This is a genomic window from Pseudoblastomonas marina (assembly GCF_034374265.1).
Lineage (GTDB): Bacteria > Pseudomonadota > Alphaproteobacteria > Sphingomonadales > Sphingomonadaceae > Alteriqipengyuania_A > Alteriqipengyuania_A marina.
In genome coordinates this window covers 1473863-1493047 of record NZ_CP139718.1, presented here as the reverse complement: position 1 = coordinate 1493047, position 19185 = coordinate 1473863, and the positions used below count along the sequence as shown (strand labels likewise).

Here is a 19185-nt window from a genome sequence, read left to right as displayed (position 1 = left end):
ATAGAAGGACTGTCATGAATCTGATCGCTTCCCCCGGCCAGTTACGCGCCTCGCTGCTGCGTTGGGCATTGTTCCTCGTTCCGATGACGATGCTGCTCGGTTACCTCTCGGGCCAGGTCGGCGGCGATGCCGGCAGTCCTTGGTTCCAGAGCCTCACCAAGCCTTCGCTGTTCCCGCCGCCCGCGGTGTTCGGTATCGTGTGGACGATCCTTTACGCGATGATCGGCTTTGCCGCCGCGCTGGTCGCTTCGGCGCGCGGAGCCTATGGGCGCGAGCTCGCGCTCGGCGTGTGGTTCGTGCAATTGCTGCTCAACCTCGCGTGGACGCCGGTGTTCTTCGGCGCGCAGAAGATCATCGAGGCCTTCTGGCTGCTTGTCGCGATCGATGTCGCGGTGATCGTCACCGTCGTGCTGTTCTGGCGCATCCGCAAGCTCGCCGGGCTGTTGCTGCTGCCCTATCTCGCATGGGTCCTGTTCGCGACCGTGCTGAACTTCCAGTTCTGGCAGGAAAACCCCGACGCGTCGGAGACCGAAGTGTCGGGCGCGGTGCAGCGCGTCGCCATCTAGACAAGTCCCGCGCGAACGCCCATCTGCGCAGCATGCAAAGCGAAAACCCGATCATTTCCGACTTCGTGAAGCTCGCCAACGCGGCGGCGGGCACCTTTGCGGGGATGACCCGCGAGGCCCGTGACGGCGCGCGCGAGCGCTTGAAGGAATCGCTCGGCGGGCTCGACTTCGTCAGCCGCGAGGAATTCGAGGCGGTCAAGCAGATGGCCGCGACCGCGCGCGAGAAGCAGGACATCCTCGAGGCCAAGCTCGCCGCGCTCGAAGCCAAGCTCGCGGGCAAGTAGCCGCGTAGCAGGGCGCCATGCAGCTGCGCGCGCCCGCCATCCTCGTCGCCTCGCGCCCGCATGGCGAGACCGCGGCGATCGCACGTTTCCTTACCGAGAGCCACGGGCTCGTCGCCGGCTATGTCGCCGGCGGGCGCGGACGCGTACTGCGCCCCGTACTGATCCCGGGAAACCGCGTCGCGCTGGACCTGCGCGCGCGCTCGGCTTCGCAATTGCCCTTCGCGAAGGTCGAACTGGTCGAGAGCCGCGCGCCGCTGCTGGGCGAACCGCTCCCGGCGGCGGCGATCGAGTGGTGCTGCGCGCTCACCGCTGCGGCGCTGCCCGAGCGGCAGCCCTATCCTTCGGTGCACGATGCCTGCGACGGTTTGCTTTCCGCGATCGCCGCCGCGCCGAGCGCGCGCGGCTGGGCCGGGGCGCTGGTGGGCTACGAATTGCTGGTGCTGCGCGAACTCGGTTTCGGTGGGCGCGTCGCGCGGCCCGATCCGGCCGACTGGTCGCGATTCCTCGCCGATCTCGATCGGCTCGAAGCCCCTTTGCGAGAATACCTGCTGGGCGAACGGCGCGAAGACCTGCTCGCCGCACGAGCCCGGCTACGCGCCCGGTTGGCCCAAATCGGAGCTTAACATGCTCGCAACGCTGGGCTAACGCCACGCCGGATTTCCATGGCCACGCAGACCATCCCTCCCTCCGCAGAAGCTCCTGCCCCGGGCCATGCCCTGAAGCTGGCGGTGGTGCTGCCCACGCTCAACGAACGCGATAATCTCGCGCCATTGGTCGCGCGGCTGGAGCAGGCGCTGGGCCCCGATGGCTGGGAGGCCATCTTCGTCGACGACAATTCGCCTGACGGTACTTCCGACGCGGCGCGCGCACTGGCGCTGAAGGATCGCCGCGTGCGCGTGATCCAGCGGATCGGGCGCCGCGGGCTGGCCTCGGCCGCGATCGAGGGGATGCTGTCGACTGCCGCGCCCTATGTCGCGGTGATGGATGCCGATCACCAGCACGATCCGAACCTGCTGCCGCAAATGCTCGCTGCGCTAGACAGCGGCGAGGCGGAGGTCGCGGTCGGGTCCCGGTTCGTCGAGGGCGGAAGCGCGGCCGGCCTCTCGAGCGCAACGCGCGAAAAGGGATCGCACCTGGCCAACGGGCTGGCACGTAGATTGACCGGCGTGGAACTGACCGACCCGATGTCGGGTTTCTTCATGCTGCCAAGCGCCACCTTGCGCGCCACCGCGGACCGGCTGTCGGGGATCGGGTTCAAGATCCTGCTCGACATCCTGGCGACCGCAGACGAGCCCTACCGGGTCAAGGAGTTTCCCCTGAAGTTCGCAGAACGCGCAAGTGGCGAGAGCAAGCTCGACCGTACGGTCGTGTTCGAATACCTCATCGGTCTCTACGATCGCTGGCTGGGGCACATCATCCCGACCCGTTTCGCACTGTTCGGCACGATCGGCGCGGCGGGCGTGGTGGTCCACATGGCGGTGCTGGCGCTGTTCCTCGAAAGCTTCGGCGGGACCTTCCGCAACACCGTGGTGACCCCGTTCGAGGTCGGCCAGACGATCGCCGCGCTGGTCGCGATGACGTTCAACTTCGTGCTCAACAACGCGCTGACCTATGCCGACAAGCGGCTTTCAGGGTTCGGCGAGTTGGTCGCAGGCTGGATCAAGTTCGCGCTCACCTGTTCGATCGGCCTGCTCGCGAATATTGGTGTCGCGGCGGTGCTGGTGCGCTACGATTTCAACGAATACGTCGCCGCGCTGGCCGGGATCGTGATCGGCTCGGTGTGGAATTTCGCCCTCTCGAGCCGATTCGTCTGGGGCAAGTATTGAGGAAAGGGAGCGTGGCCTGCTCCCGTCCCGCTCAACTTCCCTTTAGTCTCGCAGCCAAGACCTTCAGACCCGGCTTCTGGCCCGTGGCGAGCAGGCTCGCTCGGAACAGTCGTCCGAGATAAACGAATTCGAGCACCACGAAGCCGGCAAGCAGCGCGCCCGATCCGAGCACTTCCCAAGTCTCGATCCCGGTGCCCAGCCGCGCGAGCACGGTGAAGGGCGTCCAGAGCGGGATCCAGGTCAGCGCCTGCACCATCGGCCCCGAATTGCCCGCGAGGATCGCCTGGATCACGAAGGTTACCGGCAGCAGGATCGCGAACAGCACCGGCATCAGGAAGCCCTGCGCCTCGTTCATCGTGTCGCTCATCGACCCAATCGCGAGGAAGATGATCGACACCGCGACGTAGCCCATGACGAAGAAATAGAGGATCGCGAGGATGATGAGCGGGTCGCTGACCGGTTCGAGCGCGGGCCGCAGGAAATCGGCCACCGCGCCCGAAAAGGCGAAGCCCGCGATTCCGGCGAAGATCGCCCAGACGAGGATCATCGACAGGCCGACCGCGACGGTGCCGATCAGCTTGCCCCACATCAGCTCCTCTGCACGCACACAGGCGAGCAGGCTTTCGAGCAGCTTGTTCGAGCGTTCCTCGACCGAGCTCTGGAGCATCCAGCTGCCCGACAGCATCAGGCTCATCATCAGGATATAGGCGAGCGCGAGCGGCACGATCGAGCGCACCAGCAACGCCTCGCGCGCGCCGTCGCCGGGCTTGGGAGTGGTCACCGCGATCGCGGGCTGGGCGGCCTGGACCGCAGCAGCGCGTTCGGGCGAGAGGCCGTCGGCGGCCAGCAGCCGCCCGCGCAGATCGGTCGTGAGCACGTCCTGCAACGTGGTGACGAAACTGGTGCGCGGGGTATCGTTCGACCACAGCCGCACGACCGGGCGTTGTTCGTAGTTCTCGTCGACCAGCACGACGTAGGATGCTTCCTCGTCGCCCTCGTCGGGATCGATCACGTCCTCGACTGCGGCTTCGAGCGCCTCGCCCTCGGCGGTGGCGAGCGCATCAGGGGCCTCGACGAATTGATAGTTCGGCTCGCCCGGTTCGAATTCGGGGGTGTCCTCCTCCTTCGCCGCGTCGATCCTTTCGAGCGCACCGTCGATCCCGCCTGCTTCGCGGAAGCTGGCGATATCGGCCTCGGTGTACCAGCGGTCGTACTGGGTCCACGGCGCATCGGGATCGGCGCGTTCGAGCCCGTGGCGGCGGACATAGCGCGCCAGGCGGGCGAGGGCGGTACGATCCTCCTCGAGCGCGAAACGCTCTTCGATCGTGGCGGCGATGGCGCCGCCCGAGCGATCGACCAGCATCACCTTGGTCGCCTCGTCCTCGTCGAGCGAGTCGGCCACGATCGGACCGAGCGCGAGCGCGATCGGGATCAGCAGCAGCGTGACCCAGAAGCTCTTCATCTGGACGATCTGGCGGAACTCGCGCCGTGCGACGAGCAGGATATTGTTCATCGTTCGACTCCCTCGTCACCGACCAGCTGGACGAATACCTCGTGCAGGCTGGCGCGCTGTTCGGCGAATTGCCGCAGCGGCACGCCGTTGGCGGTGCAGTGTTCGAGCACCGCGCCGGCATCGCCCTCGGGCGGGACGGTGAGGGTGTATTCGTGCCACCCGTCGCCCAGCGCCTTGCCGCGCTTGGCCTTGGCGAGCCCGGGGACGTTTTCGATCGTATCATTGGCCACCGCATCGATCCGCGAGGGCAGCAGGTCGCGCGCCTCGTCGAGCGTACCTTCGAAGCGCTTCTGCCCCTTGCGCAGCAGCAGCAGGCGGTCGCACAACCGTTCGGCGTGCTGCATCACGTGGGTGGAGAAGACCACCGCGGCACCATCGCGCGAGGCGCGCAGGATTTCTTCCTCGAGCAGGCCCTGGTTGACCGGGTCGAGGCCGGAGAAAGGCTCGTCGAGCAGCAGCAGGCGCGGGCGGTTGACCAGCGAGGCGGCGAGCTGGACCTTCTGCGCCATCCCCTTCGACATGTCGGAGATGTTAGATTTCGCACGGTCCGCGAGGCCGAAGCGTTCGAGCAGTTCGAGCCCCGCGTTGCGCGCCGCGCCCGCTTCCATGCCCTTCAACCGCCCGAAATAGACGATCGTGTCGATCGCGCTCATATTTCCGTAAAGCCCGCGTTCCTCGGGCAGGAAACCGATCCCCGCGGCGTTGTCGCGGTCGGGCGATCCGCCGAGCACGGTGATTGCGCCGCTGGTCGGGCGGATGATGTCGAGCACCATCCGTAGCGTGGTGGTCTTGCCTGCGCCGTTGCCGCCGAGGAAGCCGTAGATCTCTCCCGGCTCGACCGCGAAGCTCAGATCGTCGACCGCGCGCACGTCGGCGAAGGTCTTGGTGACCGAAGCGACCGTCAGAATGCTCATGTCTAGTCCCGTTTGCCCCTTGTCCGCATGGTCTTACGCACAAGCATGACGAGAGCAAGACACGCCGGACCACGGTCCCACAGCACTCGACGGGCAACTATTTGCCCCGGCTACTTACCCTTGCCGCCGCCGCGATCGGCGGTGGAAAGCAATTGCTCGGTCACCGGATAACCCTGGTCGTCGGGAATCGTCAGCCATTTGCCGTCCTCGCGGGTCTCGACCGTGGGGCGGATCTCGCGAATCTCGATGCCCTCGGCCTGATCGCGCGCGCCGCCGAAGCCGTCGAACAGGGCGAGTCGTTCGAGATTGCGCAGAGTGGGGAAAATCGCCTCGATCTCACCTCGTGCGATCATTGCGAGTGCTTCCTTCGCGCTGGCCCAGAACAGGCGGGTGTTCTCGGTCTCGTCGACCGCGACGTCGACCGCGCCGGTGCCGAGGTCGTGAAGGTAGAAGCGGGTGTCGTAGACGCGGAAATGCGCGTGGCGCGGATGCCAGCGGGCGAACGGCACCAGCGCATCGAGATCGAGCGCTAAGCCGAAATGCGCGAGCACCGGCTCGAGCGCGCCGATCTCGTCGAGCATCGCGCGGGCTGCCTGCGCGCGATCGGCACTGATCTGCTCGGTAAGGCCGATGGCGAGACCCGATTCCTCTAGGGTCTCGCGGATCGCGGCTATGCGCGCGCCGGCCTCCTCGCGATCCGCCGCGCCGAGCGTCTCGGCCAGCGCGAGATCGGCCTCGTCGACGCGTCCGCCCGGAAACACCACCATACCGCCGGCGAATTCGAGTTCCTTCGAGCGCCGCAGCATCAGGATTTCGTCGGGACCGCTATCGGCGCGGCGGAAGATCACGCAGGTCGCGGCCGGGCGCGAGGGCTGGACGTCGGTTTCGCTCATGCGACGTTAGGTGGACGATGCGCGTGGCACTGCCAAGCCTGTCGGAGATTTTGACACCTGCTGGTTACGCAACAAGCTTAACGCGTTCAGGAATCGCTCAAATCCACGATTTCTCGCAACTGGCACGGGTCTTGTATGGAGGTCGTTACCCAAGCAGTCATTCGAGGCGGGACTGCAACCCCAAGTCTCCGCGGTCCCGCTTCCCTGACACCCAAACGAAAAAGCCCGCCGAAATGGCGGGCTTTTTTGTATCCGGTGCGCGAGGGGCGCTTTATTCGGCCTTGGCGACTGCCTTGTCGGCAAGCATCTGCTGCAATTCGCCGGCCTCGAACATCTCCATCATGATGTCGCTCCCGCCGACGAAGTCGCCCTTGACGTAAAGCTGGGGGATGGTCGGCCAGTCCGAATAGGCCTTGATGCCCTGGCGGATTTCCATGTCCTGCAGCACGTCGACGCTTTCGAACTCGACCTTGCAATGGTCGAGGATCGCGCAGGCGCGGCTGGAAAAACCGCATTGCGGAAAGAGCGGCGTGCCCTTCATGAAGAGGACGACGTCGTGGCTTTTGACGACGTCTTCGATGCGGTGGTTGGTGTCCGACATGTCCCGGTCCCTTGGCAATCTGTGTGTAGGCTTCAGTTGGGAAGCCCGGTGGTCAGTTGCAAGGCATGGAGTTCGCCGCCCATCCGGCCACCCAGCGCGTCGTAGACCATCTTGTGTTGCGCGACCCGGGTCTTGCCCTCGAACGCGGGCGAGCGGACGTCGGCGGCGTAATGGTCGCCGTCGCCGGCGAGGTCGCGAATGGTCACCTCGGCATCGGGCAGGGCGGCCTTGATCAGCCGTTCGATGTCGTCCGCTTGCATCGCCATCGGATCAGATGCTTTCGATGAACTGGCGGCGCGCTTCGGCTTCGCACTCGTCAAGCTTGGCGCGAACGGTCGCCTCGTCGATGTCGCATTCGGCCGAGGTGAGGTCGCCCAGCACCTTGCGGATCACGTCCTCGTCGCCGACTTCCTCGAAATCTGCCTGCACCACCGCCTTGGCGTAGGCGTCGGTTTCTTCCTCGGTCAGGCCCATCTGGTCGGCTGCCCACTGGCCCAGCAGCCGGTTGCGGCGGGCGGTGATCTTGAACTGGGTTTCCTGGTCGAACGCGTACTTGGTTTCCTCGCCGCGCTCGCGGTCCTTGAAATCGGTCATCGCTTGTTCCTCTCGAATGGGTCGCCCGCCGCATAGCAGCGCGCCGGGTGGCTGCAAGTCAATCCATCGTTACGACGAGCTTGCCGATCGCCTGGCGGTTTTCGAGCTTGGCGATCGCCTCTCCGCCCTTTTCGAGCGGGAAGGTCTCGGACACCAGCGGGTTAATCTTCCCCGCCGCGAGCAGGTCGAACAATTCGGCGATGTTCTGCCGGTTCTTTTCCGGTTCGCGCGCGGTGAAGGCGCCCCAGAACACGCCGCGGATGTCGCAGCTCTTCAGCAGGGTGAGGTTGAGCGGGATCTTGGGGATGCCCGCCGGGAAACCGATCACGAGGTGCCGGCCCTCCCACGCGAGCGATCGCAGCGCCGGTTCCGAATAGGCCCCACCGACGATATCGTAGACAATGTCCGCGCCTTGCGGTCCGACGGCAACCTTGAACTGGCCAGCAAGTTCTTTCGAGGCGTCCTTGTCGATGTCGCCCGTGGGATAGATCACGACCTCGTCGGCACCGGCCTTGCGCGCGACCTCGGCCTTTTCCTCGCTCGAAACCGCGGCGACGACGCGCGCACCATAGGCCTTGGCGAGTTCGACCGCCGACAGGCCGACGCCACCCGCCGCACCGAGCACCAGCACGGTCTGCCCTTCGGCGATATCGCCGCGATCCTTCAGCCCGTGGATCGTGGTGCCGTAGGTCATCAGGATCGAGGCGGCGGTGGGAAAATCGACTCCGTCGGGAATCGCGAACAGGCGTGCGGCCTCGACCGCGACCTGTTCGGCAAGCCCGCCATTGCCGAGCATCGCGATCACGCGGTCGCCGACCTTCCACCCGCACACGCCTTCGCCGAGTTCGGCGATCACGCCCGAGATCTCGCCGCCAGGCGCATAGGGGCGCTCGGGCTTGAACTGGTAGAGATCGCGGATCATCAGCGTGTCGGGATAATTGATCGCGCAGGCCTTCACGTCGACCAGCACCTGGCCCTTGCCGGGCGTGGGGGTCTCGACCTCGTCGAGCGTGAGCGTGTCGGGGCCGCCGACTTCGTGCGTTCGCAGCGCTTTCATGATCGCGTCTCCCTCAATCGGTTTCGGGCGGGACGACGTCCGGCGCCTTGGGCTTGTTGCCCTTGTTCTTGCGCTTGTTGGCGTAAAGCAGCGCCGCGGCGATGGCGGCGGATCCGATGGCGGCGCCGATGGCGGCCGGTCCTTTGAGTTTGCTCGTCATTCCCGGCCTTATGAAAGCGCAGGCCGGGCCTCGCAAGGCTAGAGATGGTCGGCGATCACGGCCCAGCGTTTTTCCTTTTCGGCTAGTGGCATCGCGGCATAGGCGGGGCTGCTCGACGGCAGGTCGACCAGCGCGATATCGGTCGTCCCGATCGCCTTGCGGCCTAGCGCAGCCGACTTCGCTCCGTTGAAGCCGATCATCCGCAGGGCGGGAAGGGTTACGGCCAGGCCGGATAGGTCGGTCGGACGGGCATCGCGAATCGCACTGTCGAGGCTCCCGCTGCGGTGCGCGCTGTCGACCGTGTCCCACAAGCCGATCCCGCGCGCGAGCAACAGCCCGAGCCGCGCTTCGTAATCGAGCGTGGCGAGGTCCTCGCCGATCGCCTTGCCGACCAGGTGCCAGAAACGATTCGCCGGATGCGCGTAGTAACGCTGCGCCGCGAGCGAGGATTCGCCCGGCAGGCTGCCGAGCAACAGCACGCGCGTTCGGCGGTCGACCACCGGTTCGAAACCGAGCTTTCGGCCAGGTGCGTTGTCTTCGGGCAACGGTTTCCCTCCTTTCGTCGCAAAATCCGCATGGTGTCATGGAAACGCAACCGGTTGTTGCTTACATCGATGTCAATGACGCGTCGCGACCATACCCTTCCGATCAACATCGTGCCCGACGACATCGACTTCATGGGCCATGTGAACAATGCCCGCTATCTCGGCTGGGTGCAGGACGCGGTGCTTGCGCACTGGCGCAAGCTCGCCCCGGCAGAAGCGCTCGCGAGTCGCGCCTGGGTCGCGCTCAAGCATGAGATCACCTACCGCAAGCCTGCCTTTATCGACGACGAGGTGATCGCCAAGACGGTGCTCGACAGCATCAAGGGCGCGCGCGCCTTCTATACCACCGTGATCGCGCGCGGCGAGGAGGTGCTGGCCGAGGTCAAGTCGAGCTGGTGCTGCATCGATTCCGAAACGCTGCGTCCGGCGCGGATCGGCGAAGAGATCGCGAGCTACTTCTTTCCGAAGAAGGCCTGAGCGCCTATATTCATGCCTGCCATGCAGGTCGCCATCGCCATCGCCATCGTCCTTGCCACCATCTTCGCGATGGAATGGGTCGCGTGGGCGAGCCACAAATACATCATGCACGGCGTTGGCTGGGGCTGGCACCGCGACCACCACGAACCGCACGACAAGACACTCGAAAAGAACGACCTCTACGCACTGGTCGGCGCGGCGATGAGCATTTCGATGTTCGCGCTCGGCAGCCCGATGGTGATGGGGGCCGATGCCTGGTGGCCGGCGACCTGGATCGGGCTCGGCGTGCTCGGATACGGGATCATCTACACGCTGGTGCATGACGGGCTGGTCCACCAGCGCTATTTCAAATGGGTACCCAAGCGCGGCTATGCCAAGCGGCTGGTGCAGGCGCACAAGCTCCACCATGCGACGGTGGGCAAGGAAGGCGGGGTCAGCTTCGGCTTTGTATTCGCGCGCGACCCGGCGAAGCTGAAGGCCGAGCTCAAGGCCCAGCGCGAGGCGGGGATCGCCGTCGTCAGGGACAGCGCGGGGGCCTGATCTAGCGCTACTATTCGTTGCGCGTGGCGATCCAGCTGCCCGCAATCACGAGGATCGCGACCGAAATCCAGTACCAGGGATGACCGAGCGTGAGATAGGTGACGACCGCGCCGGTCGCCATCGCGCCGAGCGCCATCGTCTTCGCCCGGCGACTGATCGCCCGACGATCGCGCCAGTCCCGGACCTGCGGCCCCCATTGCGGATGGTCGAGGATCTTCTGTTCGAGCTGCGGGCTCGACCGTGCGAAGAAATAGACCGCCAGCAGCAGGAACGGCACGGTCGGCATGATCGGGAGGACCGCGCCGATCGCGCCGAGACCGACGGCAATGAACCCCAGCGCGCGATAGATATGCCTTCGCATCGGCGTGCAATTATCCGCCGGCGATCCGCGCGGCGTGTTCCTTCACCAAGGCGATCATGTTGGGGACGCCCTGGGTGCGGTTCGAGGAGAGCTGGTTTTTCAGGTCGAACGGTTCGAGCGCCGCAGTCACGTCCATTTCCGCGACTTCCCCGGCCGGCTTGTCCTGCACGGCGGACAGCACAAGCGCGACGATCCCCTTGGTGATCGCGGCGTTGCTGTCGGCAAGGAAGTGGAGCGCCTTGCCCTCCTGCGTGGGATAGACCCACACCTGCGCCGAACAGCCGCGCACCAGCGTGGCATCGGTCTTGAGCGCATCGGGCATCGGCTCGAGGTCGCGTCCCAGCTCGATCAGCAGGCGATAGCGTTCGTCGCCTTCGAGGAATTCGTATTCTTCGCGTATGTCGTCGAGGCTGCGCATGGCGGCGCCTCTAGCGCGGGCGGCGGGGATGCGAAAGCCCGCCGGGGATCGCTCAGCCCGAAATGCCGCCCGGGCGGGTGAGCGCGTAATAGATCACGTAGAACCAGCCGAAGATGCCGTGCAGGATCGCCCACAGGATCGATTTGTGCAGCGACCAGCTGATCGCCACCGCGATCGCGCTGCCGAGGCCGATCCCGGCCTGCGCGGCGGTGCCGGAATTGCCGCTCACAAATCGACGCCGCTGGCAATCGCCTCGAGCCGGCGGATGCGTTCCTTGAGGTCGGCGATCTCGATCCGCGCCGCGCCTTCAGGCGCGCCGCCCTCGATTTCGGGCGCTGAGGCGCTGCCGCCGCGCCGTTCCATTTCCTGGCGCTTGAGCGCGATCCAGCTTTCCCAACCGCGCAGCGTGGTGGCGGAAAGGATGACGAGGCCGATCAACACGGCACTTGCCAGCATCAATGTTTCGGACATCATCATGTGCGCGTCTCCCTAGTCTTTGCGCAATTCGTCGATTTCGTTGGCGAGGCGCTTGGCCTCGGTGTCGTCGGTGGCGATGCGTTCGAGCACCCTGATCCGTTCGCGCAGCTCGGCGATTTCGCGCTCGGCCTCGGGATCGCGTTTCTCGATGTAGCGCTCGTTCCCGCTCCGGTCGGAGATGATGCCGTGCTTGGCCTTGTAGAGTTGCACCACGCCGATGATCACGGCGATGATGACGGCGGCGGTCCAGAAACTCATTGTACGCTCTCCTCGATGTCGCGGTCGCGTAGGTCCTCGATCTGGGCGGCGAGGTCGGCGCCGGTATCGGTCGCGATCCGTTCGAGCACGCGCACGCGCTGCTCGAGCTTTTCGGCCTTGGCGGCGTATTGCGCGGCCTGCTCGGCGGTCTTGTCGGCCATCAGCTCGAGCTGCTTCTCCTTGTGGCGCAGCCAGCGCTGGAAGGCGTCGTTGCCAATCCCGAGCACGATCGCGAGGATCGCGACGACGAAGACCATGATGGCGAGGAATTCGAAGTCCATCAGGCGCGCTCCTTCCGCCCGTCGTCGAGCGAGACGACGCCATTGGAGCCGTCACTGCGCAGGCGGTCGATTTCGCGGGTCAGGTGATACCCTTCCTCGGTCACGATGCGTTCGACATTGCCGAGGCGATCCTTGAGCGATCCGATTTCGGCGCGCAGTTCGGCATTTTCCTGGGTCAGCAGGGTGACACGCTGCTGAGCATCGCTGGTCATCCCGGGCTTGAGCGACTGGCCCCACATACCTTCGAGCGGATAGCCGTGCTTCACCTTGAGGCGGGTGTTGTGGATCGAGGCGACGATCCCCCCCGCGCCGAGCGCGAAGGCACCGCCGATGATCCAGCCCAGATAAGAAAGCAGATCGACGAATTCCATCAGACGGTTTCCTTTCGTGTGACGGGCGAGGTGATGTCGCCGTCGCGCAGGGCTTCGATCTGTTCGGCGAGATCCGTGGGGCGATCGGTCGCGATGCGTTCGAGCACGCGAACACGGTCTTCGAGCGATCCGGCACCCTGGGTTTTGGGCTCGGCCGGTGACGGCGCGCCCTGGTTCGTGCGGGCGTAGCGCCGGAACAGAAGCGTGCCGCCGATCCCCGCACCCAGCGCGACGAGGCCGATCTGGATCGCGTCTATAACGAGGCTGGTGTCGGGGCCGAACATCAGGCGCGCTCCCCTTTCTTCAGGTCGAGCGGGATGCCGCTGGACTGGTCGATCTTGCGTTCGTCCCGCAGCCGCTCGATTTCCTCGGCGACGCCGTAGCCGCGATCGGTGACGATCTTCTCGAGCACGATCATGCGGTCCTGCATGCCGTCGAGCTTGTCGTGGAGCGCGCGATTCTCCTCGCGCAATGCCTTGGTCTCGGTGCTGTCGGATCGCTCGGTCTTGCCGCCCCACTCGTCTTCCAGCGCGTAGCCGTGCCTGGCGCGGATCCAGTTGTTGACCAACCATCCCAGCGTCATGACGACGACGATGACGATGATCATGCTTTCCTTGTCCATTGTCCCCTCTTCCTTCCGTGTTCTAGCGTGCGTGCTGCTTGTCGGTGTCGAGCGCCACGCCGCTGTCGTTCTCGTCGACCCGGCGCTGGTCGCGCAGCGCCTCGATCTGGGTCGCGACATTGTAGCCGCGATCGGTGACGATCCGTTCGAGCACCTGAACCCGGTCCTCGAGCTCCTGCACGCGGCTCGCATATTGCGCGGCCTTCTCGGCGGTCTGGGTCGAGGTCGCCTCGATCTCCATCTGCAAGACGTCCTTGCGATGCTTGGTCCAGATCGCGACGATCGGGATCGACACGCCGATGATCGGGATCAGCAGGGCAAGTGTTCCGGTATCCATTTCGTATCAGTCCCTTCCGTGCGCTCAGCGCAGCTGTTCGATTTCGGCGCTGAGCTGGCGGTTGTCGCTCACGTAGAAGTGCTCGACCTTGGCCAGCCGGCGATCGACGTCGCGCATCTGGGCGCGGATCTCGCGCGCGGTGCGCTTCGGACTCTGGCGGACACGCTGCCAGTAACGGGTCTCGTCCTGGTCGACATAGAGATGCGGGGGCTTTTTGTTCAGCAGGAACCCGGCGATGAAATACGCCGGAAGTATGACGCCCATGCCTGCGAAGAGGGTAATGATGACAGCCATACGGACCCAGAACGCGTTGATCCCGGTGTAGTCGGCGATCCCGGCGCAAACACCCATGATCTTGCCGTTCTGCTTGTCGCGGTAGAGCGTAGTGCGGGGGCTGTTCATCGGGCGGTCCTTTCCTTCTCGGCGAGCAGTCGGTCGAGCTCGCGCAGTTGCTGGTTGTCGCGTTCCTGGTCGGCGATCAGCTTGGGAGCGTCGTATTCGGGGTTATCGGCGGCGACGAGACGTTCGACGGTGTCCATCCGTTCGTCGAGCCGCTTGGCAAGGTTGTAGAGCTCCTCGAGCAAAACCTCGTCGTCGGTGGTGATGGTGGCGGAGGTCTTCCACTTCGTGACGTAGTGGAGGATCAGCCAAGGCAGTGCGACGAAAAGCGTCGCGACGATCAGGATTCCTGCTACTTCTTCCACGGGTCAGTCCTCTTTCTTCTGTTCTTTGTCGCCTGCCGCGCTGTCTCCGTGGCCAAGCAATTTCTTCATTTCGGCGAGTTCGTCGTCGATCGCGTCCTGGCCCTCGAGCGCGGAGATCTCGTCGGCGAGGCTCGGCTTGTCCGAACCGTCGGCGATCTTGAGCGCGTCGGCGCGGCCCTCGGCGTAGTCGACGCGACGTTCGAGCTGGTCGAAGCGGGTCAGTGCATCGTCGACGCGCTCGTTGGTCATCAGGCTGCGCAGCTTGACGCGGTTTTCCGCGCTTTCGAGGCGCGCGGCGATCGAGGACTGGCGGCTGCGGGCTTCGCGCAACCGGCCCTGCAGCTTCTGGATGTCCTGTTCGTAGGCGCGCAGCGCATCGTCGAGCACCGCGATCTCTTCCTTGAGCTGGGCCGACATGTCGGACGCCTTCTTCTTCTCGACCAGCGCCGCGCGGGCGAGGTCTTCGCGGTCCTTCGACAGCGCGAGCTGGGCCTTTTCGGCCCAGTCGGCCTGGAGCTTGTCGAGCTTGACCGTGTGGCGGTGCATTTCCTTCTGATCGGCGATCGTCCGGGCGGCGGAGGCGCGGACTTCGACCAGCGTCTCCTCCATCTCCATGATGATCATTCGGATCATCTTCGAGGGATCATCCGCCTTGTCGAGCATGTCGTTGAAATTGGCGGCGAAGATATCGCGCGCACGGTTGAAAATTCCCATTAGGGGTGCTCCCGAGGATTGGAAGTTGTTGAATTTCTGGCGGACCTTGTCGCCGTCGAGCCAGTCGCCCGCGGTCATCTTGTCGCGGGTCGGTTCGGGCGAACGGCGGATGCGTTCGATTTCCGCATCGATGCGGCTCTGGCGCTTGGCCTTGCCGACGGGACCGAGGGGGCTCTCGTCGCTCATGCCAGCGCCCCGGTACCCGGAAGGATGGCAAAGACGGGGGCCGCCTGCATCTGTCCGGCGATGTAGAACAGGTTCACGCCCAGCGTCGCGAGAATGCTGGCGACGATCGCCCCATCGAGCTTGCTGCGCGTCGGCTGAAGCTGGCGGGTTTTCATGGCGGTTTTTCCTTCGTCCAGGGTTTGCATTGGTGTTGTTCACATATTAGCAATCTCTGTGCCAAACGCGGAAAAGCGCGGAATTGCGCGGTTTCCATGTCGTTCGTCGAAAACGACGTTGGGGTATATTGCCAAGTGTTGGGGTTTTTCACTATGGCTGTAACCCATGGAACGGGACACCCAATTCATCGGCCAGTCGGGGGCCTTTCTCGACGCGGTCGAACGCGCCAGCCGCGCCGCCCCGATGCTGCGCCCGGTGCTGGTCGTCGGCGAGCGCGGGACGGGCAAGGAGCTGATCGCCGAGCGCCTCCATCGCCTCTCGAACCGGTGGGAGGAGCCGCTGGTGATCATGAATTGCGCCGCGCTCCCCGAAACGCTGATCGAGGCCGAGCTGTTCGGCCACGAGGCGGGCGCCTTCACCGGCGCGACCCGCTCGCGCGAAGGCCGCTTCGAGGAGGCCGACAAGGGCACGCTGTTCCTCGACGAGCTCGGCACGCTGTCGATGGGCGCGCAGGAGCGCCTGTTGCGCGCGGTCGAATACGGCGAGGTCACCCGGATCGGTTCCTCGCGCCCGACCCGGGTCGACGTCCGCATCGTCGCCGCGACCAACGAGGACCTTCCCAAGCTGGCCGAGCAGGGCAGGTTCCGCGCCGACCTGCTCGACCGGCTGAGTTTCGAGGTCATCACGCTTCCCCCGCTACGCGCCCGCGAGGGCGATATCGTGGTGCTCGCCGAATTCTTCGCCCGGCGGATGGCGGCCGAATTGCATTGGGACAACTGGCCGGGATTCGCGCCCCACGTGATGCAGCAGCTCGAGGACTATGCCTGGCCGGGGAATGTGCGCGAGCTGCGCAATGTAGTCGAGCGCGCGGTCTATCGCTGGGACGACTGGGACGAGCCGATCGGGCACGTTCAGTTCGATCCGTTCGACAGTCCGTGGAAGCCGCTCGGCGAGCGCAAGGACGAAGCGCACCGCGAAGCGGCGCCGCGCGCGAGGGTCGCCTCCGCCAAGCCGCGCTACGACGATATCGACGATTTGCGCAACGCGGTCGATTCGCACGAGCGCGCGATCCTCGAACATGCGCTCGGCAAGAACCGCTGGAACCAGCGCAAGACCGCCGAGGCGCTCGGCCTGAGCTACGACCAGCTGCGCCACTGCATCAAGAAACACGGCCTCGCGGAGAAGCAGGATTAGGCGCTTGCCTTTGGCGCTACACGCCCCTATCTAGCCCGCATCCCGACATTGTCGCGACACTGGAGGGGCTGGCGCCGCGAGGGGCCGGCCGAAACCGCCTTTGCCGCTTCGGATGTCCGAAACCGGAGAACGAATGGCCGATCTGGCACGCCTGACCGAAGTGATCGAACCCGAAGCGCAAGCGCTCGGATTCGACCTCGTGCGCGTGAAGACGATGGCGTCCGAAGCCGGCGACGGCGGCGTCGCGCTCCAGGTCATGGCCGAGGATCCGGCGACCGGCCAGCTGGTGATCGAGCAGTGCGCCGCGCTGTCGCGCCGCATCTCGGCCAAGCTCGACGCGCTCGAGGAAGAGGGCGAGGTGCTGGTCGAGGGGCATTACCACCTCGAAGTCAGCTCGCCCGGGATCGACCGTCCGCTGACCCGCGCGAAGGATTTCGCCGACTGGGCCGGACACGAGGCCAAGATCAGCATGGTCAAGGGCTATGACGGCCAGCGCACCTACAAGGGCGAGTTGAAGGGCATCGAAGGCGACACGGTCGTGATAGAAGATGCCAAGGCGGGCGAGGCCCGGATCGACCGCGAACAGATTCACAGCGCGAAGCTCGTTCTCACCGACAGGCTGATCGCCGCGACCCAGCCGCTCGATACGAGCGGCGCCGACGAAATCATCGAAGACACGTCCAACGAGGAACAGGACTGACAATGGCAAGCCCGATTTCCGCCAACCGCGCCGAACTGCTCGCGATCGCCAACGCCGTCGCGACCGAGAAGATGATCGACAAGTCGATCGTGATCGAGGCGATGGAGGAGGCGATCCAGAAGAGCGCGCGCAACCGTTACGGCGCCGAAAACGACATCCGTGCCAAGCTCGACCCGCAGACCGGCGACCTCCGCCTGTGGCGCGTCGTCGAGGTCGTCGAAGAAGTCGAGGACTACTTCAAGCAGGTCGACCTCAAGCAGGCGCAGAAGCTCGAGGACGGCGCGCAGCTCGGCGACTACATCGTCGACCCGCTGCCCCCGGTCGATCTCGGCCGCATCGATGCGCAGGCCGCCAAGCAGGTGATCTTCCAGAAGGTCCGCGATGCCGAGCGCGAGCGCCAGTACGAGGAATTCAAGGACCGCGCCGGCGAAGTCATCACCGGCGTGATCAAGTCGGTCGAATTCGGCCACGTGATCGTCAATCTCGGCCGCGCCGAGGGCGTCATTCGCCGCGACCAGCAGATCCCGCGCGAAGCCGCCCGCGTCGGCGAGCGTATCCGCGCGCTGATCACCAAGGTCGAACGCAACAATCGCGGGCCGCAGATCTTCCTGTCGCGCGCGCACCCCGATTTCATGCGCAAGCTGTTCGCGCAGGAAGTGCCCGAGATCTACGACGGCATCATCGAGATCAAGGCCGCCGCCCGCGATCCGGGCAGCCGCGCCAAGATCGGCGTCATCTCGTATGACAGCTCGATCGACCCGGTCGGCGCCTGCGTCGGCATGAAGGGCAGCCGCGTCCAGGCCGTCGTGCAGGAACTGCAGGGCGAGAAGATCGACATCATCCCGTGGAGCGAGGACATCGCGACCTTCGTCGTCAACGCGCTGCAGCCGGCCACCGTCAGCCGCGTCGTGCTCGACGAGGAAGAGAGCCGGATCGAAGTGGTCGTGCCCGACGATCAGCTTTCGCTCGCGATCGGCCGCCGCGGCCAGAACGTGCGCCTCGCCAGCCAGCTCACCGGTCACCAGATCGACATCATGACCGACGAGGAAGCGAGCGAGAAGCGGCAGAAGGAATTCTCCGAACGCTCGAACATGTTCGAGAACGAACTCGACGTCGACGAGACGCTGTCGCAGCTGCTCGTCGCCGAAGGCTTCGTCGAGCTCGAAGAAGTCGCCTACGTCCCGCTCGAGGAACTGGCTTCGATCGAGGGCTTCGACGAAGACCTCGCCGAAGAACTCCAGAACCGTGCCAAGGAAGCGATCGAGCGTCAGGAAGAGGCCTATCGCGCCGAACGCCGCGAGCTGGGCGTCGAGGACGACCTCGCCGATATACCGCACCTCACCGAAGGCATGCTGGTCGTGCTTGGCAAGGCCGGGATCAAGACGCTCGACGATCTGGCCGACCTCGCCACCGACGAGCTGATCGCGAAGAAGCGCGAAGCGCCGCGTCGCCGCCAGAGCCCGACCGCCGACGGCCCGCCGCTGCGCCGCGATCGTCCGCAGCGCGAGCAGGACAAGGGCGGCGTGCTCGGCGAATACGGCCTGACCGAAGAGCAGGGCAACGAGATCATCATGGCCGCCCGCGCCCACTGGTTCGACGACGAGGAAGAGGCCGCCCCGGCTCCTGCCGAGGCCGCTCCCGCCGAGGCCACCGAGGCCGAGGAAACCACACAGGAGGCCGCCGATGCGGACTCCACCCAATGAGCGCCTGACGTCCGACATCGCTGAAGACGCGCGACCCGGCAATTCCGGGTCCGCGAAATCCTGCCCCGAAAGGAAGTGCATCCTTTCGGGCGAGCACGGTGCGCGCGACGAATTGCTGCGCCTTGCCATCTCGCCCGATGGCGACGTGCTGTTCGATGCCCAGGCCAAGGCGCCCGGTCGCGGCGCCTGGATCGGCGTGTCGCGCGCCGAGCTCGAGCAGGCGATCGCGAAGAAGCGCCTGCGAAGCGCCTTGGCGCGCGCGTTCAAGGGCGCGCCGCTGAACGTGCCCGACGACCTGCCCGAACGGATCGAAAAGGGGCTGCTACGCAGCCTGAATGACCGGCTGGGCTTGGAAATGCGCGCAGGACACCTAATCTTGGGTACCGAAAAGATCGCCGCCGCGGCGCGCGGTGGCGAAGTCCGCTGGCTCGGCCACGCGGCCGATGCCTCGGCGGACGGGACCGCAAAGCTCGATCAGGCCTGGCGCGTCGGCAGCGACGCGGAAGGTTCGGCGTTGAAAGGCGAACGCTTGCCGCTGGACCGCGAGGCGTTGTCTGTGGCATTGGGCCGGGCGAACGTCGTCCACCTGGCGCTGGTCGATGCAGGAGCCGCTGCGCGCGTCGCGACGGCTTTTGGCCGCCTCAACCGATTTCGCGGTGCCGCTGCGCCGCACCCGGGCGGTGCGGAACACACCGCCGACGACGAAAAGAATGTGATGAAGGAAGTTTGACCG

The 19185-nt window shown here is 65.4% G+C and carries 33 protein-coding genes; 10 read left to right on the top strand and 23 right to left on the bottom strand.

Annotation, left to right across the window (positions count from 1 at the left end):
* Positions 1 to 14: 14 nt before the first annotated feature.
* The 4 genes from T8S45_RS07440 to T8S45_RS07425 are packed head-to-tail and all read left to right on the top strand — an operon-like array spanning position 15 to position 2676.
* Positions 15 to 566: a TspO/MBR family protein gene (locus tag T8S45_RS07440; protein WP_188642284.1), complete on the top strand. Its 552-nt coding sequence runs from the start codon at positions 15 to 17 to the stop codon at positions 564 to 566.
* A gap of 32 nt (positions 567 to 598) precedes the next feature.
* Complete coding sequence (locus T8S45_RS07435) at positions 599 to 850, top strand: accessory factor UbiK family protein (RefSeq protein WP_188642283.1); 252 nt, start codon at positions 599 to 601, stop codon at positions 848 to 850.
* Positions 851 to 867: 17 nt separating this feature from the next.
* Positions 868 to 1473 (top strand): DNA repair protein RecO, encoded by a 606-nt coding sequence (gene recO, locus T8S45_RS07430; RefSeq protein ID WP_322293280.1) that lies wholly within the window; start codon positions 868 to 870, stop codon positions 1471 to 1473.
* 39 nt (positions 1474 to 1512) lie between these two features.
* Positions 1513 to 2676, top strand: a complete 1164-nt coding sequence (locus T8S45_RS07425) for a glycosyltransferase (RefSeq protein WP_322293279.1) — start codon at positions 1513 to 1515, stop codon at positions 2674 to 2676.
* A gap of 31 nt (positions 2677 to 2707) precedes the next feature.
* Here T8S45_RS07425 and T8S45_RS07420 read toward each other — a convergent pair whose 3' ends face one another.
* From T8S45_RS07420 to T8S45_RS07380, 9 genes are all read right to left on the bottom strand, one after another.
* Positions 2708 to 4189: an ABC transporter permease gene (locus tag T8S45_RS07420; RefSeq protein ID WP_322293278.1), complete on the bottom strand. Its 1482-nt coding sequence runs from the start codon at positions 4187 to 4189 to the stop codon at positions 2708 to 2710.
* Positions 4186 to 5103, bottom strand: a complete 918-nt coding sequence (locus tag T8S45_RS07415) for an ABC transporter ATP-binding protein (protein WP_322293277.1) — start codon at positions 5101 to 5103, stop codon at positions 4186 to 4188. Before T8S45_RS07415 ends, T8S45_RS07420 begins: the two co-directional genes overlap by 4 nt.
* A 110-nt stretch (positions 5104 to 5213) precedes the next feature.
* The gene (locus T8S45_RS07410) at positions 5214 to 5996 is read right to left on the bottom strand and encodes an NUDIX hydrolase (protein ID WP_322293276.1); all 783 of its coding nucleotides are present in this window, start codon (positions 5994 to 5996) and stop codon (positions 5214 to 5216) included.
* 271 nt (positions 5997 to 6267) lie between these two features.
* The gene (grxD, locus tag T8S45_RS07405; protein WP_322293275.1) at positions 6268 to 6597 is read right to left on the bottom strand and encodes a Grx4 family monothiol glutaredoxin; all 330 of its coding nucleotides are present in this window, start codon (positions 6595 to 6597) and stop codon (positions 6268 to 6270) included.
* A 32-nt stretch (positions 6598 to 6629) separates the two neighbouring features.
* Positions 6630 to 6863, bottom strand: coding sequence for a BolA family protein (locus T8S45_RS07400; RefSeq protein WP_322293274.1), 234 nt, complete (start codon positions 6861 to 6863; stop codon positions 6630 to 6632).
* Between the two features lie 4 nt (positions 6864 to 6867).
* The gene (locus T8S45_RS07395) at positions 6868 to 7191 is read right to left on the bottom strand and encodes a DUF1476 domain-containing protein (protein ID WP_322293273.1); all 324 of its coding nucleotides are present in this window, start codon (positions 7189 to 7191) and stop codon (positions 6868 to 6870) included.
* Between the two features lie 58 nt (positions 7192 to 7249).
* Complete coding sequence (locus T8S45_RS07390; RefSeq protein ID WP_322293272.1) at positions 7250 to 8248, bottom strand: NADPH:quinone oxidoreductase family protein; 999 nt, start codon at positions 8246 to 8248, stop codon at positions 7250 to 7252.
* Positions 8249 to 8261: 13 nt separating this feature from the next.
* Positions 8262 to 8408: an isopropylmalate isomerase gene (locus tag T8S45_RS07385; protein WP_322293271.1), complete on the bottom strand. Its 147-nt coding sequence runs from the start codon at positions 8406 to 8408 to the stop codon at positions 8262 to 8264.
* A gap of 38 nt (positions 8409 to 8446) precedes the next feature.
* Positions 8447 to 8953: a DNA-deoxyinosine glycosylase gene (locus tag T8S45_RS07380; RefSeq protein ID WP_322293270.1), complete on the bottom strand. Its 507-nt coding sequence runs from the start codon at positions 8951 to 8953 to the stop codon at positions 8447 to 8449.
* A 69-nt stretch (positions 8954 to 9022) separates the two neighbouring features.
* Here T8S45_RS07380 and T8S45_RS07375 point away from each other — a divergent pair, with 69 nt between their 5' ends.
* Together T8S45_RS07375 and T8S45_RS07370 are read left to right on the top strand one after the other, a co-directional pair.
* Positions 9023 to 9430: an acyl-CoA thioesterase gene (locus tag T8S45_RS07375; RefSeq protein ID WP_407654884.1), complete on the top strand. Its 408-nt coding sequence runs from the start codon at positions 9023 to 9025 to the stop codon at positions 9428 to 9430.
* A gap of 21 nt (positions 9431 to 9451) precedes the next feature.
* Positions 9452 to 9970, top strand: a complete 519-nt coding sequence (locus T8S45_RS07370) for a sterol desaturase family protein (protein WP_322293268.1) — start codon at positions 9452 to 9454, stop codon at positions 9968 to 9970.
* A gap of 10 nt (positions 9971 to 9980) precedes the next feature.
* Here T8S45_RS07370 and T8S45_RS07365 read toward each other — a convergent pair whose 3' ends face one another.
* Genes T8S45_RS07365 through T8S45_RS07300 form a run of 14 tightly spaced genes read right to left on the bottom strand, consistent with a single transcriptional unit; the run spans position 9981 to position 14854 of the window.
* Positions 9981 to 10331 carry a YbaN family protein gene (locus tag T8S45_RS07365; protein ID WP_322293267.1) on the bottom strand — a complete coding sequence of 117 codons (351 nt, stop codon included), beginning with the start codon at positions 10329 to 10331 and terminating at the stop codon, positions 9981 to 9983.
* A 10-nt stretch (positions 10332 to 10341) separates the two neighbouring features.
* Positions 10342 to 10749 carry a SufE family protein gene (locus T8S45_RS07360; RefSeq protein ID WP_188642269.1) on the bottom strand — a complete coding sequence of 136 codons (408 nt, stop codon included), beginning with the start codon at positions 10747 to 10749 and terminating at the stop codon, positions 10342 to 10344.
* Positions 10750 to 10801: 52 nt separating this feature from the next.
* Positions 10802 to 10978 carry a hypothetical protein gene (locus tag T8S45_RS07355; protein WP_188642268.1) on the bottom strand — a complete coding sequence of 59 codons (177 nt, stop codon included), beginning with the start codon at positions 10976 to 10978 and terminating at the stop codon, positions 10802 to 10804.
* Positions 10975 to 11226: a hypothetical protein gene (locus T8S45_RS07350; RefSeq protein WP_373282493.1), complete on the bottom strand. Its 252-nt coding sequence runs from the start codon at positions 11224 to 11226 to the stop codon at positions 10975 to 10977. Before T8S45_RS07350 ends, T8S45_RS07355 begins: the two co-directional genes overlap by 4 nt.
* Positions 11227 to 11238: 12 nt before the next feature.
* Positions 11239 to 11484 carry a hypothetical protein gene (locus T8S45_RS07345; RefSeq protein WP_322293266.1) on the bottom strand — a complete coding sequence of 82 codons (246 nt, stop codon included), beginning with the start codon at positions 11482 to 11484 and terminating at the stop codon, positions 11239 to 11241.
* Positions 11481 to 11765, bottom strand: coding sequence for a hypothetical protein (locus tag T8S45_RS07340; protein ID WP_322293265.1), 285 nt, complete (start codon positions 11763 to 11765; stop codon positions 11481 to 11483). The genes T8S45_RS07345 and T8S45_RS07340 overlap by 4 nt, the downstream gene beginning before the upstream one ends.
* A complete protein-coding gene (locus tag T8S45_RS07335; protein WP_322293264.1) occupies positions 11765 to 12136 on the bottom strand; it encodes a hypothetical protein in 372 nt (123 codons plus the stop codon). Before T8S45_RS07335 ends, T8S45_RS07340 begins: the two co-directional genes overlap by 1 nt.
* On the bottom strand, positions 12136 to 12420 hold the full coding sequence (locus T8S45_RS07330; protein WP_322293263.1) for a hypothetical protein: 285 nt from the start codon (positions 12418 to 12420) through the stop codon (positions 12136 to 12138). The genes T8S45_RS07335 and T8S45_RS07330 overlap by 1 nt, the downstream gene beginning before the upstream one ends.
* A complete protein-coding gene (locus T8S45_RS07325; protein WP_322293262.1) occupies positions 12420 to 12758 on the bottom strand; it encodes a hypothetical protein in 339 nt (112 codons plus the stop codon). The genes T8S45_RS07330 and T8S45_RS07325 overlap by 1 nt, the downstream gene beginning before the upstream one ends.
* Before the next feature lie 22 nt (positions 12759 to 12780).
* A complete protein-coding gene (locus T8S45_RS07320) occupies positions 12781 to 13095 on the bottom strand; it encodes a hypothetical protein (RefSeq protein ID WP_188642262.1) in 315 nt (104 codons plus the stop codon).
* A gap of 24 nt (positions 13096 to 13119) precedes the next feature.
* The gene (pspC, locus tag T8S45_RS07315) at positions 13120 to 13497 is read right to left on the bottom strand and encodes an envelope stress response membrane protein PspC (RefSeq protein ID WP_188642261.1); all 378 of its coding nucleotides are present in this window, start codon (positions 13495 to 13497) and stop codon (positions 13120 to 13122) included.
* Positions 13494 to 13799: an envelope stress response membrane protein PspB gene (pspB, locus tag T8S45_RS07310; protein WP_188642260.1), complete on the bottom strand. Its 306-nt coding sequence runs from the start codon at positions 13797 to 13799 to the stop codon at positions 13494 to 13496. Before pspB ends, pspC begins: the two co-directional genes overlap by 4 nt.
* 3 nt (positions 13800 to 13802) lie before the next feature.
* Positions 13803 to 14699, bottom strand: coding sequence for a phage shock protein PspA (gene pspA / locus T8S45_RS07305; RefSeq protein WP_188642259.1), 897 nt, complete (start codon positions 14697 to 14699; stop codon positions 13803 to 13805).
* Positions 14696 to 14854: a hypothetical protein gene (locus T8S45_RS07300; protein WP_188642258.1), complete on the bottom strand. Its 159-nt coding sequence runs from the start codon at positions 14852 to 14854 to the stop codon at positions 14696 to 14698. Before T8S45_RS07300 ends, pspA begins: the two co-directional genes overlap by 4 nt.
* A 166-nt stretch (positions 14855 to 15020) precedes the next feature.
* On the opposite strand from T8S45_RS07300, the gene pspF reads away from it, so the two are divergent.
* From pspF to T8S45_RS07280, 4 genes are all read left to right on the top strand, one after another.
* Positions 15021 to 16049: a phage shock protein operon transcriptional activator gene (gene pspF / locus T8S45_RS07295; RefSeq protein ID WP_322293261.1), complete on the top strand. Its 1029-nt coding sequence runs from the start codon at positions 15021 to 15023 to the stop codon at positions 16047 to 16049.
* Between the two features lie 133 nt (positions 16050 to 16182).
* On the top strand, positions 16183 to 16749 hold the full coding sequence (gene rimP, locus T8S45_RS07290) for a ribosome maturation protein RimP (protein WP_188642256.1): 567 nt from the start codon (positions 16183 to 16185) through the stop codon (positions 16747 to 16749).
* A 2-nt stretch (positions 16750 to 16751) separates the two neighbouring features.
* On the top strand, positions 16752 to 18452 hold the full coding sequence (gene nusA, locus T8S45_RS07285) for a transcription termination factor NusA (protein WP_188642255.1): 1701 nt from the start codon (positions 16752 to 16754) through the stop codon (positions 18450 to 18452).
* A complete protein-coding gene (locus tag T8S45_RS07280) occupies positions 18433 to 19182 on the top strand; it encodes a DUF448 domain-containing protein (RefSeq protein WP_322293260.1) in 750 nt (249 codons plus the stop codon). The genes nusA and T8S45_RS07280 overlap by 20 nt, the downstream gene beginning before the upstream one ends.
* Positions 19183 to 19185 lie beyond the last annotated feature (3 nt).